Below are 14,775 nucleotides of genomic sequence, written 5' to 3' on the forward strand. Positions count from 1 at the left end.
ATCTGCACCCCAACTGCGCGTTCACCCTCGGCCTAAGATCCGCTCTCGCGCTTGGTCGTTCCGTCGAACGCAACGCCGTCCGTGTCGACCACGGAGACATCAAGTTCATTGTTGTCACCTTTGGCGAAGGTGAAGCGGAAGTTTGGATTGGTCGAAATCGAGAACGTGCTGTCCAGCTTAAACACAAGCTCTCCGTCCCGCTCGACGGTCACCTCTCTAACGTAGCGTTCGGGAATGAACGTCGCCGTGTTGATGTCGAGCTGCATACCGTTGTGGTTGGGATGCTTGATCATAACTTGGCCCGACCAGATCGGATTGCTACTGAGGGCCGGTGAGAAAGTCCGAACAACGGTCTTTCCAATTCCAGCCATATCGGCATCAGGGTCCTTTGCCTGCATCGCTGCACATCCGCCGGCCGCAGACAAAAACTTGGTCGCCATGTGCAGGCTACCGTCTTCTAGTTCGAGAACTGCGCGCGCGTGAGAGAAGTTGTCGACGCGAACGCGGGTTGCGAAGCTGCGCTCACCGCCGACCCCGGCCGCCGGACCGAAATTCAAGGTTGCAACCTTCGGATCCGGATTATTGTCGATAAAGATCGACAGGGATTTGAGTTTGTCCTTCACGTGAGGAGGGATACGAACTGTGAGAGGAACGATGGCTGCGTCCTCCACCTTTTTAGGAGTCTCCAAAACGACATAGCCATTCTCTTCTGCGATCGGCCGGTCTCCGAATGCCTCCGCACGCAACGTCGGCCACAGATCCTCTTCGGCAAACGCCGACGTGTCCGCCAGAACACCGATGCTGGCTGCGAGCACTACCCCGCACACTGTCCGGCTGAGCTTCTTGAGAGCGTGAGTCATGGCCTTGGAGTTCCTCTTGTCGCGTTGTTCAGCGTTATTCCCATTCAAGTTCCGCATAGGCGGCTGTCACATTGCGAACATGATACTGGTCGAACAGCTCCCATGCATCTTTTTCCGAGAAGCCGGCCGACTTGGTCGCCTCCTCCAGCGTCTTTCCTTTTGCAATCTGACGGCGGACATCATCCGCGATGGCGGAGAGATAGCGCTTCTGTGGCGCCAGCGCCTCCGGTAGTTCCATGGTTTTTGGCCCATGGCCGGGAACGACCCGCGCCACGTTGCGCTGCTCCAGGTCGTCGAGAACCGAAAGCCACCCTGCTATCGAGCCGTCGATGGTCGGCACATGCACCGAAAACAGAAGATCGCCAAGAAAAAGCGTCTCGGTCTTCAGGTCCGTCACAATCAGGTCGTTGTCCGTGTGAGCCGTTGGCTGGGGTTCTAGCAGCAGCTCGCGGTCGCCAAGGTCCAGCTTTGTCGGCTCTTTGATGCTAACCGTTGGAAGGATGACCTCGCTACCTGCGAACGCATCTGAACCGACCATCTGTTCATTCGCAGCCAGGTAGCCTTCCTTACGCGTGCCTAGTGCTCGCGCAAGTTTGTAGTGCCCGACGAATTCTGGGTTGTCCTGCTTAAAAGCGGCGTTCCCGAAAACGTGGTCAGGATGCATATGGGTGTTGATCACGTACCTGATGGGCTTGTCGGTCACGGCCCGAATTGCATCTCTCAGCTGCACCCCAAGCTTGGCACTACCCGAAGTGTCAATTACGGCAACGGCCTCGGATCCCACGACAAAACTCGCATTGGCGATGTCGCCACCGTTGGCCGCAGACTGAACCTCGTAGAGCCCCTGATGCACGAAGACGCCGGGTGCAACCTCGGTCACATCGTCAATGGCCGCATAGGCCGGCAGATGGCGCAAGAGAGGTAACGAGGCTGAAGCAAGGGCTGCCAACACCACCCCCCTGCGCGTCAGCGTAGAGACCACACGGCCATCGCACGGATGCATCGTCCGACCGGCTGACGGCATATCGCATGGTTGCTTCGACATGGCTCGCATCCTACCTATCACTAGGTAGGCGCGTCAAGTTGTCCTTTGGCAACCCGGTGAACTCGAGAATGTGGAGCGCGGCGGCCCGCAAGCGGCAGGTGCGAGACCTTATAGGCGAACTTGATTTCGAGAGGAAAGGACCCGTCAGCCACTTGGTTTATCAGTGTTCTCTACCTACATGTTCGGGTGTGAAAGCAAAGGCTCAATGTCAGATCGCCCATGACACGTCTTGACGGCAGCCTTCGGATTAGTGTTCGAACCGCCAGCGGCAATGCTGCGGCGAAGCCGGCTGCGGGCAGTTATCCGCCCTACAACCTTGAGATCCTGCCGGCTGACAACACACTTCCAGAGCGGCTTCGGATTACATTGGCATTCGCCGGTTTTTCACGAAAGGACTTGGACGTAACTGTCGAAGACGGCGCGCTCCATGTTCACGGTGACAGACCGAACGACGACCCTAGGGACTATTTGCATCGCGGCCTCGCCAGCCGTCGCTTCAGAAAGACATTTGCACTTGTCAACGGCGTGGAAGTGCGCGAAGCCGTTTTGCACAACGGCCTTCTAGCTATCGAACTTGAGCGGCTGCCTCAGGAACGACGCTCCGTAAAGGTCAGCATCAAATCCTCCTGCTGAGAGGTTTGGGAACCAGGGTAATGTACGAACAACAAGACGACGACCCCGAGACCACAATTAGTCCGAAAGAGCTCGCGCTGCTTGGGGACGGCGAAGTCGCGTATATCAAGCAAGTCGATCTCGACGATGTGGAGCGGCTCTTTCCTACGCTCGACGATACGCCGGAAGGGATCGACCTTTTTGCTGTTCTTGGCGCAGATGGAACGCCGATCGCCCTCACCGACAGCCGCAACGCTGCTATTGCTAATGCGATAGAGAACGACCTCGTTCCGCTGAGCGTCCACTAGTTTCCAAAAGTCGTCTGCGCTGCGAACGCGGCAGCAACGTCCGCGTACTAATCTTTTAGGGACGCACTACGCAGCATGCGAGGCGGTTTCGTCCTGCGTCAGAACGGCGTAAAGCGCCGCGGCGTCGCCGCTTGACTTCAGCTGGTGCACGGATTGCCGATCACGCAGCAAACGCGACGTACGTGCCAGGGCCTTAAGATGGTCGGCCCCCGCGCCCTCCGGCACCAAAAGCAGAACAACAATGCTTACGGGCTCCGAATCGATAGCATCGAAGTCAATCGGGTCCGCAAGACGCGCAAACAGTCCTACTATCCGATTCAAACCAGGAATCTTGCCGTGGGGGATAGCAACGCCCTGACCGAGTCCGGTTGACCCGAGCCGTTCTCGCTGGAGAAGAACGTCGAAGATATCCCTTTCTTGCAAGCCGCAGAGCTCAGCTGCCCGCCCCGACAACACGGCGAGAAGTTCTTTTTTATTCTCGGCACTGAGTGACGGGAGCACGGCTTCTGGCGCAATAAAGTCAGCTAATGTCATTTTCAGTTACCTCTGCGCCTCCGTTACGACACGCCGGATCAACAAACGGCTGACACTGTGCATCTGTTCCAACTGGCATGCGCTGCCAATCGCTTCTCTCCCACGCCATACTCAGGCCTGAGAAGACCAAAGGACATCATGGAACGCAAATAGGGACGAAAACGCAGAACGTATGTGACGAGTCTAGTGTTTAGTCGGCATCTTGTTGCGCTATTGGTCTTTGCTAGTCCTCCGCTCGCCGCTCAAAATCATACGCCTCCCTGCGCATTTTTTTTGAGAGACCAGGCCAAAATCGTCGATGCGAGATAACGGCCTAAACAACACTGGTCGTTGTCGCGGAGGCCGGAAGCTAGCTCTCAGCTTGAAGGGTGTCAAATCCAACCTCCCAGAATGTCGACACCCCTTTCGCCTAAATACTTGTGGCCAATTCCATCCGCTTCTGCCTACGGCGCTGGACCGAAGATGGGATGCCTAGCGCCTCACGGTATTTGGCCACGGTTCGCCGGGCGATATCGATACCGTCCGCTCTAAGCCGCTCCACGATCTTATCGTCGGACAACACATCGTCCGCAGACTCCGCATCGATCATCTCACTAATGCGATGTCGCACGGCCTCCGAAGAGTGCAAGTCGCCTTCGCCCGTGGCTGCGATCGCCGATGTGAAGAAATACTTCAGTTCGAATAGTCCGCGATTTGTCGCCATATACTTGTTGGCCGTTACACGACTAACGGTCGACTCATGCATCGAAATCGCATCGGCGACCGTCTTCAGATTGAGAGGCCGCAAGTGTCGGACACCGAAGGTGAAGAACGCGTCCTGTTGGCGAATGATTTCCTGAGCCACTTTGAGGATTGTCCGTGCCCGTTGATCGAGACTTTTAACCAGCCAATTGGCGCTCTGCAGACAGTCAACGAGATAGCTCTTGTCCTGCTTCGCTAGAGGCGATTTGGATACCCGCGCATAGTACGTCTGGTTGACCAGGACGCGCGGCAGCGTGTCCGAATTTAGCTCCACATGATAGCTGCCGTCCGGCAACGTCCGTAAGAGCACGTCGGGCACAACAGGTTGCGCAGGCATCGCGCCGAACTCCAAGCCGGGCTTCGGGTTGAGCCGCTTCAGTTCGGCGACCATGTCCGCCAGGTCCTCGTCGGTGACGCCTGTCGCTCGCTTAAGCGCAACTAAGTCGTGGGCCGCCAGCAGATGCAGATGATCGAGCAACGCAGCCATAGCAGGATCACATCGATTCTGTTCATTCAGCTGAAGTGCAAGGCACTCCCGCAGATCGCGCGCAAAGACCCCACATGGCTCGAACTTTTGCATCTCTCGAAGGGTATCCTCGACCAGATCAATCGGCGCACTCAGCTGATCTGCAAGCGCCGCCAAATCGCCTGGCATGTAACCGGCTTCATCGGTCAAATCGATAATATGCTGGCCGATCATGCGTTGGGCGGGATCGGCAAAGGCCAAGACAAGCTGCTCGGCCAAGTATGCCCTTAGCGTTTTCTCCTCTGCGACATAGGCTTCGAGATCTGTTCCGTCCTCCGAGCCGCCTCCGGCTGACGGCGTCAAGCCGGACCAACCGCTGTCCAACACGGCGCCCGGCACAAAGTCCCCTAAGTCGGGGAACATGTCGCGGGGATCCGCATCAAGATCGTCGGTGCGGCTGTTGTCACCGCCCGATTCGAGGTCGACGAAGCTGTCGGTGTCATCAGCATCCGCGGCGCTACTGTTTTCATCGAGCGGCTTCTCGGCCGCAGAACCATCTGCAGGCGGACTGACCAGATCATCGCCCTCGGCGCGCTCAAGCAGCGGATTCCTCTCAAGCTCTCCTTCAACGAACGTGCTCAACTCCATGTTCGAAAGTTGTAGAAGCTTGATCGCCTGCTGCAACTGAGGCGTCATCACCAAACTCTGGGTTTGGCGCAGTTCAAGCTTTGCGTTGATCGCCATCTACAAACTCACTCGCGATCAGGGACCTATATTCTGAAATCGTCGCCCAGGTAGACGCGTCGTACGTCATCGTTGTTAACGATCTCGTGGGTGGTTCCATGGGTCAAGACCGACCCGTCGTGAATGATATAGGCCCGGCCCACGAGGTCGAGTGTCTCGCGAACATTGTGATCGGTGATCAAAACGCCAATGCCGCGCTGTGTGAGATGCCGAACGAGCGCGCGAATGTCATTGACCGCAATCGGATCAATGCCAGCGAAAGGCTCGTCGAGCAGCATGTAAGATGGTCTAGTAGCCAGTGCGCGTGCAATCTCGACGCGACGACGCTCGCCACCCGACAAGCGCATGGACGGCGAGTCTCGCAGCCGCGTTATGCGAAATTCTTCAAGCAAGGCATCGAGCTGTTCGTGTCGCGCCTTCTTGTTGGGCTCCACTGTTTCCAGAACCGCAAGAATGTTCTCCTGGACGGTCAGGCCGCGAAAAATGGATGCCTCCTGCGGCAAATAACCAATCCCAAGCCGGGCGCGGCGATACATGGGCAGCCGCGTCACGTCCTGTCCATCGATCTTGATGGACCCCTCGTCAGCCGGAATGAGCCCAGTAATCATATAGAACGTCGTTGTCTTGCCCGCCCCGTTTGGCCCCAGAAGACCGACGGCCTCCCCGCGCCGGACATCCAGGCTCACGCCTCGAACAACCGTGCGCTTCTTGAAGCTCTTGACGATCGCGCGGATGGTCAACCACCCCTCGCCGGGCTCATGCAACGCCTGCGACGAGGCGGTATGGGACGGCTTCGGGGCAGGCTGCTGCGCATTCGGCTGTGCTGATGGCAGTGGGGGTGGCGTTGGCTGTCCCTCCGGTGCGGCGCGGGGCTGCGGATCGGCTGGAGCGACTGGTTGCCACTGCGGCGCCGCATGGCCTGGTGGAGATGTCTTTTCGGTACGCTGTGCTTGGCCAGGTTGCGCAGGAGGGGCTGGCTGAGGAGTTTGCCCCGGATGGGTCTGTCGATCCTGCTGCGCGCGCGGGGCCGGATTGGCCGGGGTCACGCGCGGAGCTCGGGCAGACTGCGCCTCAACGGACGCGCCTTGCGTCGCGGAGACCGCCCCTTGGCCTGGTATCGAGAGCACTTTGCTCACTAATCCTGTAACCCTTGAGTTGGAGCGTACTGCAGCACAAACCGGCTAAAGTATATGCGCAATCCTATCACAATCCCTGAAATCCAATTCTGTGACATTCGTGATCGTGGCACCGCGCGGCACAGGGACGCGCAGAGGCACCTTCTGCATACCCGCGCGTCGTAAGACCGCCCGGCAAGACTAAGAATACACGACTACTGCGCAGCAGCCCCGCCTGGGTTATTCGTCCCCTCGGCAGGCTTTTTCTCGACTTCCCTCGGGAGAAGCAGGGCGCGTATGCGGCGACTGCCATCCTCTGTTGTGCCGGTATTCGCAAACCGGCTTTCTCCAGTCGCCAGATTGATGTTAAGCCGGTCACCCTTTAGCACGTTCTGCCCCTGGGATAACACCACATTGCCGCCGACCACGGCTTTCCGCCCTACGACGTCATAAATGGCCCAATCGCCTGTCGTCGTCTGATCTTCTTCGTTGTTGATGACCACATTCCCGCGCACCGTCACCTGCTGTTTGGGCACATCGTAAACGAGCTGATCAGCCTTCGTCGTTTGGTTGTCCTCACTGTTGAGCAAGACGTTACCGCTGGCCACAATCTTCTTGATCTGCGAGTCGTCGGCCTGGCCGGCAGCGGGCTGAGCCGGACTTTGGGCCGTTCCCTGGTTCGGATCGCCCTGACCAGTGAATGCCTTCGCCCCGCCCGTGTAATGCACGTCGAGCTGAGCCGCCTGCAAAGTTGATGAACCCTGGCTGGCCCGCACATTGCCCTGGAACACGGCGAGTTTCCGGTTGTCGTAGATAGTGAGCAGATCGGCGAGAATATCGATTGGCTTATTCGAGTTCTTCGAAAGGCTCCCGAACGCGCTTTTTTTGGCGGCCTGCCCTGACGCGGGCTGCGGCACAAGTGCTCCGACCCCAATCGAAACCGCAGCAAAGATCCAAACTACAGATCGGACGGTCATGGCGCGGCCCCAATGGTTTCCACTTGGGCCGAAGCCGGATCACCCACCGTCTCAGACACCGTTGTTGACGCCGGCGTCTCCGTTGGAGCAGCAGCGGAGCCCTTACGAGGCTGGAGATGGACCGCCACGCTCCCACGGAAGACAATCTCGTTCCGCTCGGAGTAAAGCGTCATCGCATTTGCCCGAACGGTCCCATTCGGCAAGTCGAGCGCGACCGGGTTATGCGATCGCAAGATCTGTTTCTTCATGTCGATTGTCGCGTAGGAAAGCTCTCCCGTCAGACCTGCACTTGTGGCCAATGTGATCTGGTCTTTGAGAATTAGCCGTTCCTTCTTCGAGTCGAATTTGCCTCGCACAGCCCGCATGCGCGACCAGCTCCCATTCGATTTGTTCGCCACGTCGGCCTTGATCGCAGTGAGTTTTACGAGGTTCGGGCTCTCGACATCCTGGTCCGCGTAGTCGGCCTTGATGACATAGTCGCCGTTCTTCTTGTCGGTCCCGCGCATCGTTGGATTTAGCATCCGCAAGGCACCGTCGGTGACCTCAAGACCATCAATGCTTGCAGTGATGCCGCCCACATGAACGTTCATCCGTGTGGAGAAGAAATAGGCGCCAAGAACGAGAACGGCGAGCACCGGTAGCACCTTGCGCAGAATACGGACGAGCATGCTGTGGCGCTTCGCACTCCGCATCGCTTTAGCGCGCTCGTTGGCCGTACGAACCTTATGACGCCCGCGGGCGCCTGCGGCGTTCGCCTCGTATGCCATTACGTTCGTCAATTTATGTACACCTGGCTCCACTAATGCCTGGGCGTGGTTCTCAATGCCAGTTAACTAGCCGCAGGACTTTGATCAGATTGCGACCGCGAACTTCGGTTTCAGGCGGATTTTCGCAAATCTCAATGGGCGAAAACATCAATCTCGGACCAGCCCTTGAGGTCCAACTCGGCCCGAACCGGGAGAAATGCGAAACAGGCGCTGGCCAAATGGGTCCGTCCCTCGCGATCCAGCATGGCATCGAGCCGTTCCTTTAGGGCGTGCAAATATAACACGTCGCTGGCTGCGTAGCTGAGCTGTTCGGGGCTGAGCATCTCCGCACCCCAGTCCGACGACTGCTGCTGCTTGGAGACTTCGATTCCAAGCAGTTCCCGGCACAAATCCTTCAAGCCGTGACGATCTGTATAGGTCCGTGCCAGTTTCGAGGCGATCTTGGTGCAATAGATCGGCGCCGTGTCGACACCGAGGGCGTGCTTCAACACAGCGACATCGAATCGAGCGTAGTGAAATATCTTCAGGACGCTCTCATCTGCGAGCAGCCGCTTCAACTCCGTTGCATCGTCGTCTGGCGAAACTTGAACGAGGGCCGCTGTACCATCGCCATCGGACAGCTGCACGAGGCACAGCCGGTCGCGATGTGGGTTGAGGCCGAGCGTTTCTGTGTCGACCGCAATCGCCTTGGCCGCAAACCGCCCCGGCGGCAGGTCTCCCTTGAAAAGCTCGATGTTCGAAGACTGGCTCACGTTCGCCTTTCCGGAAGGATGCCTTCACACCCCTCATGCGGCCCGTTTTACCCACCGCTCGGTCGTGGACGAGACGATAGGTGGTGCCCAGGAGAAGACTCGAACTTCCACGCCCATACGGGCACTAGCACCTGAAGCTAGCGCGTCTACCAATTCCGCCACCTGGGCTTGAGTTCGTTGAGGTACGATTGGCGCTGGGCAATGTCAATTCTTTCACCCGCGGAGTTGAGACGAATAACCGCCTTCAAGGTAGCGCGTCTTCGTGGCATGTTGCATGCGCGAAACGGAGCGACGAGAGAACGAGGCTTTGCCGTGGGCGTAACACTTAACAATCGAACGCTGGTAACCGTTTACGGTGGCTCCGGATTTCTTGGACGCCATCTCGTCCGCGCCATTGCACGCACGGGGGCGCGGATCCGGGTCGCATGCCGCCGTCCCGATCTCGCCGGCCACCTTCAGCCGCTGGGGGGCGTCGGCCAGATTATGCCTGTGCAAGCGAACGTGCGGTTCCCGGAGTCGCTCGTAACGGCAGCTGAGGACGCGGATGCGGTCGTGAACCTCGTTGGAATTCTGTTCGCCTCCGGCAAACAGACATTTAAGTCAGTCCAAGACGAGGGTGCACATAACGTGGCCAAGGCCGCAAGGCTGGCCGGAGCCCAGACGTTTGTCCACGTATCGGCGATCGGCGCCGACGCGGACTCATACTCAATCTACGCCCGGAGCAAAGCCGCAGGCGAGGCAGGCGTTCGCAAAGTCTACCCCAATGCGACCATCGTCCGACCCTCGGTCGTGTTCGGCCCCGAGGACGAGTTCTTCAACCGGTTTGGCGCGATGGCGCAAGTTTTTCCCGCCTTGCCCCTGATTGGTGGCGGCCAAACGAAGTTCCAGCCGGTCTTTGTCGGCGACGTGGCACAGACCTTAGTTGCGGCCATTGAAGGTCGTTGCAAGACGGACGCGCCCTATGAGATTGGTGGCCCCGAAATCCTGACCATGAAGGATGTGATGGAGCGGGTGCTCGCTTATACAATGCGTTCGCGCCCGCTCATCCCGCTGCCGTTTTGGCTCGCCAAACTGCAGGGCGCGCTGCTGCAGTGGCTCCCTAACCCGCCGCTCACCATCGACCAGGTCCGCCTCCTAGAGAAAGACAATGTTGTTAGTGCGGAAGCGGAGAAAGACGGACGCACGCTCAAAGGGCTTGGGATCGAACCCGTCGCCGTAGCCGACGTTGTGCCAGACTATCTGGAGCAGTTCCGTCCGCGTGGACAGTTTTCAGTCTACAAGGCCTGAGGACACGGCACAGTCAGGCGTGGCTCGGCACACCTCGATGCCGGCGCCACCACTATGGGTCTCGGACACGGGGCCCCTACGAATAGATCATGAAAAGAAGGAACCCGCCGAGCACCATGCGGTACAGCACGAACGGCAAGAAGCTGATGCGCCGCACCAAGGCCATCAAGAACGCAATCGCCGCTAGCCCCGCGAAAAAGGTCAAGATCGCGCAGTAGATCGAATCCATCGTAATTGTATCGCCCGCCGCTAGCGCCTCTCCCACGGTCAGGACGCCAGCGCCCGCGATTGCGGGGATACCGAGGAGGAAGGAAAACCGTGCCGCGTCGGGGCGCGTGTAGTTCAAGAAGCGCGCGGCAGTCATGGTGACACCAGAGCGGCTTGTGCCGGGAATAAGGGCTAGGGCCTGCGCCACACCGATGAACAATGCGCTCTTCAGCGTCATGTTCTCCATTGTGTTCTCCTGCTTGCCGACCATATCTGCAACAAGCATCAGAACGCCGTAGATCACGGTGTTCCATGCGACGATGGTGACGCTTCGCTCGAGATCGCCGAAGCCGAACTTCTTGAGAAACAACCCGAAGGCAACCGCCGGAATCGTTGCCAACACGATGTAGATGGCGAGTTTGCCATCTTGGGTGACCTTGCCGCGGAAAAGCTCCAACGCGCCGCGAATCAGCTTCCATACATCGCGCCAGAAGTAGATCAGAATGGCAAACAGGGTTCCCACGTGCACCATGACATCGACGAAGTGGCCCTGGTCCGGCCAGTGAAGCAGGTACGGCACGAGAACCAGGTGGCCAGACGAGGAAATCGGCAGAAACTCAGTGATTCCCTGAACCACCGCGATGACAATGATTTGCTCTACAGTCATGGTCCCCATCCCCTCACGCGGCTCACCCCGTGCCGCTTGTCCGTATCACCCGCAAGTTCTATACGGGGCTCTCGCGGTTCGCGCGATACATTTTCCAGCCGGCCCCGTTCCGAAGCATTAGTCCGCAAAGGCCACCATGGCGAGTCTTCTCCACCATCCGCTGTGCGCCTTCTCCAGGTCAATTCGCCTGGCCCTTGCAGAATGCGGGGTCGAGGCTGAGTTGAACGAGGAGAAGCCCTGGGAATGGCGGCCGGAGTTCTTGGCACTGAACCCGGCGGGCACGTTGCCCGTTTTAATTCCGGACGACGGTCCGCCGATCGCCGGGTGGTACGCTATCTCTGAGTGGTTGTCCGATACGCTCGATGACCGTCGGATAACTGCGTTTCAACCCTTCCCCGGCGAAGCCGATGCCCGAGCTGAGGCACGGCGTCTTGTCGAGTGGTTTCATCACAAATTCCATTCGGAGGTCACCGACTACCTCGTCATCGAGAAGGTCTTTCGCCGGTTTGGGCCCAACAGCACCTCGCCGGATATGGACGCGATGCGGGCGGGTCGCGATAATTTGCGCTATCATATGGCCTATATCGGCCATTTGACGGAGACACGCAGCTGGCTGGCTGGCGATGCACTGAGCTTTGCAGACTTGGCGGCGGCAGCACATCTGTCCGCACTAGACTACATTGGCGAGGTGCCGTGGGAGCAGTTCGAAGCGGCGAAGAATTGGTATGCTCTAGTGAAATCTCGGCCCTCGTTCCGCCCGCTCTTGCTGGACAGGGTCGCGGGCTTCGTCCCGGCGGGGACTTATGCCGACCTCGATTTCTGAGAAGGGGGCATCGTCGCAGGCGCCTGGTCACGATGCTGCCTGCGGGCGGGCACCTGTGATGGGGCAGTCTCTCAAGCAGTACATCACCAAGCAGGGAGAGGCGATTGGATTCGACGTCATACGGGTCACCAGCGCGGATGCACCTGAAGAAATGGGCGCCGCGCTCGATGCCTTTGTCGCCGAGGGCAGGCAGGGCGACATGCGCTGGCTACAGGACACGGCCGAGCGCCGGAGGAGTCCCAAGGCGCTGTGGCCAGATGTTCGCAGCATCGTCTTCGTAGGAATGAACTATGGCAGCTCTGCCGATCCGCTCGCATCATTGCGACGCACATCGCGGGGGGCGGTATCGATCTACGCGAAGCGCGCCGACTATCATGACGTCATCAAAGGCAAGCTCAAACAGCTTGCCGGGCAGATCCAAGCCTTGGCGGGCGGCGATGTGAAGGTTTTTGTCGACACGGCGCCTGTGATGGAAAAACCGCTGGCGGCGAAGGCCGGACTTGGCTGGCAGGGCAAGCACACGAATTTGGTTTCACGGCGTTTCGGCTCTTGGCTGTTCTTAGGTTCGATCTTCGCTACCGCCGCGATTGAGGCGGACTCGCCGGAAGTGGACCATTGCGGTTCCTGCCGCCTGTGTCTTGATGCGTGCCCGACAAACGCATTCACGGCACCCTACGAGATCGATGCGCGTCGGTGCATTTCGTATCTGACCATCGAGCACAAAGGGCATATTGCGGATGAATTCCGCGTTGCGATGGGGAATCGCATTTATGGATGCGACGATTGTCTTGCCGTTTGCCCTTGGAACAAATTTGCGAACGCGGGCAACGAAGCACGACTTGCCATCCGGCCTCAGGCCGACGATCCGCCCCTCGCCGAAATTCTAATGCTAGACGACGCGGCATTCCGAGAGCGCTTCCGCGCTACACCGATTAAGCGCACCGGACGCGACCGCTTTGTGCGCAACGCGCTCATCGCAGCGGGGAATTCGAAGGACCCATCGCTTGTCCCTTGTATCAAACGGCTCATCGGGGATGCATCTCCTCTCGTACGGGCTATGGCGGTGTGGGCACTCCGGCGTCTAGACCCAAGTCTGTTTGACGCCCTTCGTCCGCAGAGACTTGCGGAGGAGGCGGATCGCCACGTCCAGGCGGAATGGCTCGCGGACGACGGAGTGCAAGCTCAATGAGCCGTTTGTTCGCTTTCGGCTTCGGGTACTCCGCGCAAACGCTCGCGCCGCGCTTGGCCGGACGTGGCTGGACCATCGCCGGAACAGCTCGGGACGAGTCGAAACGGGATGCTTTGCGGGCCCAGGGGTTCGATGCTGCGCCATTTTCCGGCGATGCGCCGCACCCAGGTATTGATCGCATCCTAAAGGGGACCACCCATCTGCTGCATTCGATCCCACCGAGTCGGCAGGACGATGCCAGCCACGGAGACCACGTGCTGACCCACTACGGCGAGGTGCTGACCCAACTCCCGACTCTGCAATGGGTGGGATACCTGTCGACGGTTGGGGTCTACGGCGATCAGCAGGGCGACTGGGTCAGTGAGGACACGCCGCCCAAGCCCAACAGCGCCCGAACCGAGGCCCGCGTGCTCGCAGAACAGGCCTGGCTCGACTTCGGTGCCAAAACCGGCGTGCCGGTGCATATCTTCAGGCTGGCTGGCATTTATGGTCCGGGCCGCAGCGTCTTTGACAAGCTTGCGGCCGGCACGGCACGACGTATCAACAAGCAGGGCCAAGTTTTCAGCCGCATTCATGTCGAGGATATCGCCACAGTGCTTGAGGCCTCGATTGCACAGCCGCAGGCTGGAGAAATTTACAATGTCGCAGATGATGAACCCGCAGCGCCGGGTGACATCGTGGCCTACGCCGCTCGAATGATTGGTGTCGAACCGCCGCCGGAAATTGACTTCGATGAGGCCGATCTGTCGCCGATGGTGCGGAGTTTTTATGAGGGGAGCCGAAAGATCGGCAATGCGCGCATAAAGTCCGATCTCGGCGTGAAGCTCCGTTATCCGACTTTTCGTGAGGGGCTGGCGGCGCTGAAGCCATGAGGCTTATGCGAGCGTCGCATCAGGCTTTATGAGAGCCTCGATGGTGCGCGCAAGACGCCTCAAGTCGCCTGGCTCCGACAGGCGATGGCCGCCCGTCTTGACCAGCGTGAGGTCCACATCGTCCTCAGCAAGAAGGTCGACCAGGGCAACGCTGTGCTCCCACGGTACGTCCTCGTCGTGCATTCCCTGAAGGATGCGCACGGGCGCGCTGACAGGAATATTCCTCGACGCCAATAGGTGCTTGCGCCCCTCCTCGATCAGAATCCTGGTGATCGGATAGGGGTCGTCGTAGTCCGAAGGGGCGTAGAAGACGCCCTCAGTGAGCACCGCATTGCGCGCATCGTCCGACATCTTCTCCCACATCAGTTTCTCGGTCATGTCCCAGGCGGGCGCGATCAGCACCAGCCCCTTAAGACCGGCATCGCCATGTTGCCCAAGTGTGCGAGCAAGAAGGAGCGATATCCAGCCACCGAGCGAGGAGCCAACGAGGATAATGGGTCTCTTGCTCACCAGCTCAAGCATGGCAACCGCCTCCTCTAGCCAGGCACCGACGGAGGCCTTTTGAATGTCGCCGCCGGAGAGGCCGTGGCCCGAATAGTCGAACCGCAGAATGGCGTAGCCCTTCTCAGACGCCCACTCGCTTAGGAAGACGACCTTTGTGCTTGCCATGTCGGACAGGAAACCTGAGAGCCACACAATCGCAGGGCTCGTGTCGGAAGCGCCGCCATCGAAGCGGTAGGCTATGCGGCGAGCATGAACCCCTTGGCCAATCTCTAGAAAATGTGGTTCTTGCTGATTCATTTTGCGAG

16 protein-coding genes and 1 tRNA gene are annotated in these 14,775 nt (G+C 59.0%); 6 read left to right on the forward strand and 11 right to left on the reverse strand.

Features of this window, described 5'->3' with window-relative positions; genetic code table 11:
• Nucleotides 1–32 precede the first annotated feature (32 nt).
• Complete coding sequence (locus AC33YF_RS00455) at nucleotides 33–860, reverse strand: quinoprotein dehydrogenase-associated SoxYZ-like carrier (protein ID WP_491775216.1); 828 nt, start codon at nucleotides 858–860, stop codon at nucleotides 33–35.
• A gap of 34 nt (nucleotides 861–894) precedes the next feature.
• On the reverse strand, nucleotides 895–1,905 hold the full coding sequence (locus AC33YF_RS00460) for a quinoprotein relay system zinc metallohydrolase 2 (protein ID WP_491775217.1): 1,011 nt from the start codon (nucleotides 1,903–1,905) through the stop codon (nucleotides 895–897).
• 219 nt (nucleotides 1,906–2,124) lie between these two features.
• Here AC33YF_RS00460 and AC33YF_RS00465 point away from each other — a divergent pair, with 219 nt between their 5' ends.
• Together AC33YF_RS00465 and AC33YF_RS00470 are read left to right on the forward strand one after the other, a co-directional pair.
• Nucleotides 2,125–2,538, forward strand: coding sequence for an Hsp20 family protein (locus tag AC33YF_RS00465; protein ID WP_491775218.1), 414 nt, complete (start codon nucleotides 2,125–2,127; stop codon nucleotides 2,536–2,538).
• A gap of 20 nt (nucleotides 2,539–2,558) precedes the next feature.
• Entirely contained in the window at nucleotides 2,559–2,825 is a 267-nt protein-coding gene (locus tag AC33YF_RS00470; protein WP_491775219.1) for a BQ00720 family protein, read from the forward strand.
• Nucleotides 2,826–2,891: 66 nt separating this feature from the next.
• Here the strand turns inward: AC33YF_RS00470 and AC33YF_RS00475 are convergent, their stop codons facing one another.
• From AC33YF_RS00475 to AC33YF_RS00505, 7 genes are all read right to left on the reverse strand, one after another.
• A complete protein-coding gene (locus AC33YF_RS00475) occupies nucleotides 2,892–3,359 on the reverse strand; it encodes a PTS sugar transporter subunit IIA (protein ID WP_491775220.1) in 468 nt (155 codons plus the stop codon).
• 409 nt (nucleotides 3,360–3,768) lie between these two features.
• A complete protein-coding gene (rpoN, locus tag AC33YF_RS00480) occupies nucleotides 3,769–5,310 on the reverse strand; it encodes an RNA polymerase factor sigma-54 (protein ID WP_491775221.1) in 1,542 nt (513 codons plus the stop codon).
• A 26-nt stretch (nucleotides 5,311–5,336) separates the two neighbouring features.
• Nucleotides 5,337–6,446: an LPS export ABC transporter ATP-binding protein gene (gene lptB, locus AC33YF_RS00485; protein ID WP_491775222.1), complete on the reverse strand. Its 1,110-nt coding sequence runs from the start codon at nucleotides 6,444–6,446 to the stop codon at nucleotides 5,337–5,339.
• Nucleotides 6,447–6,640: 194 nt separating this feature from the next.
• Nucleotides 6,641–7,402 carry an LptA/OstA family protein gene (locus AC33YF_RS00490; protein ID WP_491775223.1) on the reverse strand — a complete coding sequence of 254 codons (762 nt, stop codon included), beginning with the start codon at nucleotides 7,400–7,402 and terminating at the stop codon, nucleotides 6,641–6,643.
• Entirely contained in the window at nucleotides 7,399–8,169 is a 771-nt protein-coding gene (gene lptC / locus AC33YF_RS00495) for an LPS export ABC transporter periplasmic protein LptC (protein ID WP_491775224.1), read from the reverse strand. The genes AC33YF_RS00490 and lptC overlap by 4 nt, the downstream gene beginning before the upstream one ends.
• Before the next feature lie 131 nt (nucleotides 8,170–8,300).
• A complete protein-coding gene (locus AC33YF_RS00500) occupies nucleotides 8,301–8,921 on the reverse strand; it encodes a ribonuclease D (RefSeq protein WP_491775225.1) in 621 nt (206 codons plus the stop codon).
• Nucleotides 8,922–9,002: 81 nt separating this feature from the next.
• Nucleotides 9,003–9,089 (reverse strand) — tRNA-Leu (locus tag AC33YF_RS00505).
• Between the two features lie 144 nt (nucleotides 9,090–9,233).
• Between AC33YF_RS00505 and AC33YF_RS00510 the strand changes: the two genes are divergently transcribed.
• On the forward strand, nucleotides 9,234–10,208 hold the full coding sequence (locus AC33YF_RS00510; RefSeq protein WP_491775226.1) for a complex I NDUFA9 subunit family protein: 975 nt from the start codon (nucleotides 9,234–9,236) through the stop codon (nucleotides 10,206–10,208).
• Between the two features lie 76 nt (nucleotides 10,209–10,284).
• Here the strand turns inward: AC33YF_RS00510 and AC33YF_RS00515 are convergent, their stop codons facing one another.
• Entirely contained in the window at nucleotides 10,285–11,082 is a 798-nt protein-coding gene (locus tag AC33YF_RS00515; RefSeq protein WP_491775227.1) for an undecaprenyl-diphosphate phosphatase, read from the reverse strand.
• A gap of 136 nt (nucleotides 11,083–11,218) precedes the next feature.
• Here AC33YF_RS00515 and AC33YF_RS00520 point away from each other — a divergent pair, with 136 nt between their 5' ends.
• From AC33YF_RS00520 to AC33YF_RS00530, 3 genes are read left to right on the forward strand one after another with little or no spacing between them, the layout of a single operon-like run.
• Nucleotides 11,219–11,905, forward strand: coding sequence for a glutathione S-transferase family protein (locus AC33YF_RS00520; protein WP_491775228.1), 687 nt, complete (start codon nucleotides 11,219–11,221; stop codon nucleotides 11,903–11,905).
• On the forward strand, nucleotides 11,886–13,094 hold the full coding sequence (queG, locus tag AC33YF_RS00525; RefSeq protein ID WP_491775229.1) for a tRNA epoxyqueuosine(34) reductase QueG: 1,209 nt from the start codon (nucleotides 11,886–11,888) through the stop codon (nucleotides 13,092–13,094). Before AC33YF_RS00520 ends, queG begins: the two co-directional genes overlap by 20 nt.
• A complete protein-coding gene (locus AC33YF_RS00530; protein WP_491775230.1) occupies nucleotides 13,091–13,966 on the forward strand; it encodes an SDR family oxidoreductase in 876 nt (291 codons plus the stop codon). The genes queG and AC33YF_RS00530 overlap by 4 nt, the downstream gene beginning before the upstream one ends.
• A gap of 3 nt (nucleotides 13,967–13,969) precedes the next feature.
• On the opposite strand, the gene AC33YF_RS00535 is transcribed toward AC33YF_RS00530, so the two are convergent.
• A complete protein-coding gene (locus AC33YF_RS00535; RefSeq protein WP_491775231.1) occupies nucleotides 13,970–14,767 on the reverse strand; it encodes an alpha/beta hydrolase in 798 nt (265 codons plus the stop codon).
• Nucleotides 14,768–14,775 lie beyond the last annotated feature (8 nt).

Source organism: Methyloceanibacter sp. (assembly GCF_058506495.1).

What these genes read in the sequence shown, in the direction of transcription:
- lptC (WP_491775224.1), bottom strand. Translation starts at nt 8,169, where the DNA reads ATGGCATACGAGGCGAACGCCGCAGGCGCCCGCGGGCGTCATAAGGTT.
- AC33YF_RS00475 (WP_491775220.1), bottom strand. Translation starts at nt 3,359, where the DNA reads ATGACATTAGCTGACTTTATTGCGCCAGAAGCCGTGCTCCCGTCACTC.
- AC33YF_RS00455 (WP_491775216.1), bottom strand. Translation starts at nt 860, where the DNA reads ATGACTCACGCTCTCAAGAAGCTCAGCCGGACAGTGTGCGGGGTAGTG.
- AC33YF_RS00535 (WP_491775231.1), bottom strand. Translation starts at nt 14,767, where the DNA reads ATGAATCAGCAAGAACCACATTTTCTAGAGATTGGCCAAGGGGTTCAT.
- queG (WP_491775229.1), top strand. Translation starts at nt 11,886, where the DNA reads ATGCCGACCTCGATTTCTGAGAAGGGGGCATCGTCGCAGGCGCCTGGT.
- rpoN (WP_491775221.1), bottom strand. Translation starts at nt 5,310, where the DNA reads ATGGCGATCAACGCAAAGCTTGAACTGCGCCAAACCCAGAGTTTGGTG.
- AC33YF_RS00490 (WP_491775223.1), bottom strand. Translation starts at nt 7,402, where the DNA reads ATGACCGTCCGATCTGTAGTTTGGATCTTTGCTGCGGTTTCGATTGGG.
- AC33YF_RS00530 (WP_491775230.1), top strand. Translation starts at nt 13,091, where the DNA reads ATGAGCCGTTTGTTCGCTTTCGGCTTCGGGTACTCCGCGCAAACGCTC.
- AC33YF_RS00515 (WP_491775227.1), bottom strand. Translation starts at nt 11,082, where the DNA reads ATGACTGTAGAGCAAATCATTGTCATCGCGGTGGTTCAGGGAATCACT.
- AC33YF_RS00460 (WP_491775217.1), bottom strand. Translation starts at nt 1,905, where the DNA reads ATGTCGAAGCAACCATGCGATATGCCGTCAGCCGGTCGGACGATGCAT.
- AC33YF_RS00470 (WP_491775219.1), top strand. Translation starts at nt 2,559, where the DNA reads ATGTACGAACAACAAGACGACGACCCCGAGACCACAATTAGTCCGAAA.
- AC33YF_RS00520 (WP_491775228.1), top strand. Translation starts at nt 11,219, where the DNA reads ATGGCGAGTCTTCTCCACCATCCGCTGTGCGCCTTCTCCAGGTCAATT.
- AC33YF_RS00465 (WP_491775218.1), top strand. Translation starts at nt 2,125, where the DNA reads ATGACACGTCTTGACGGCAGCCTTCGGATTAGTGTTCGAACCGCCAGC.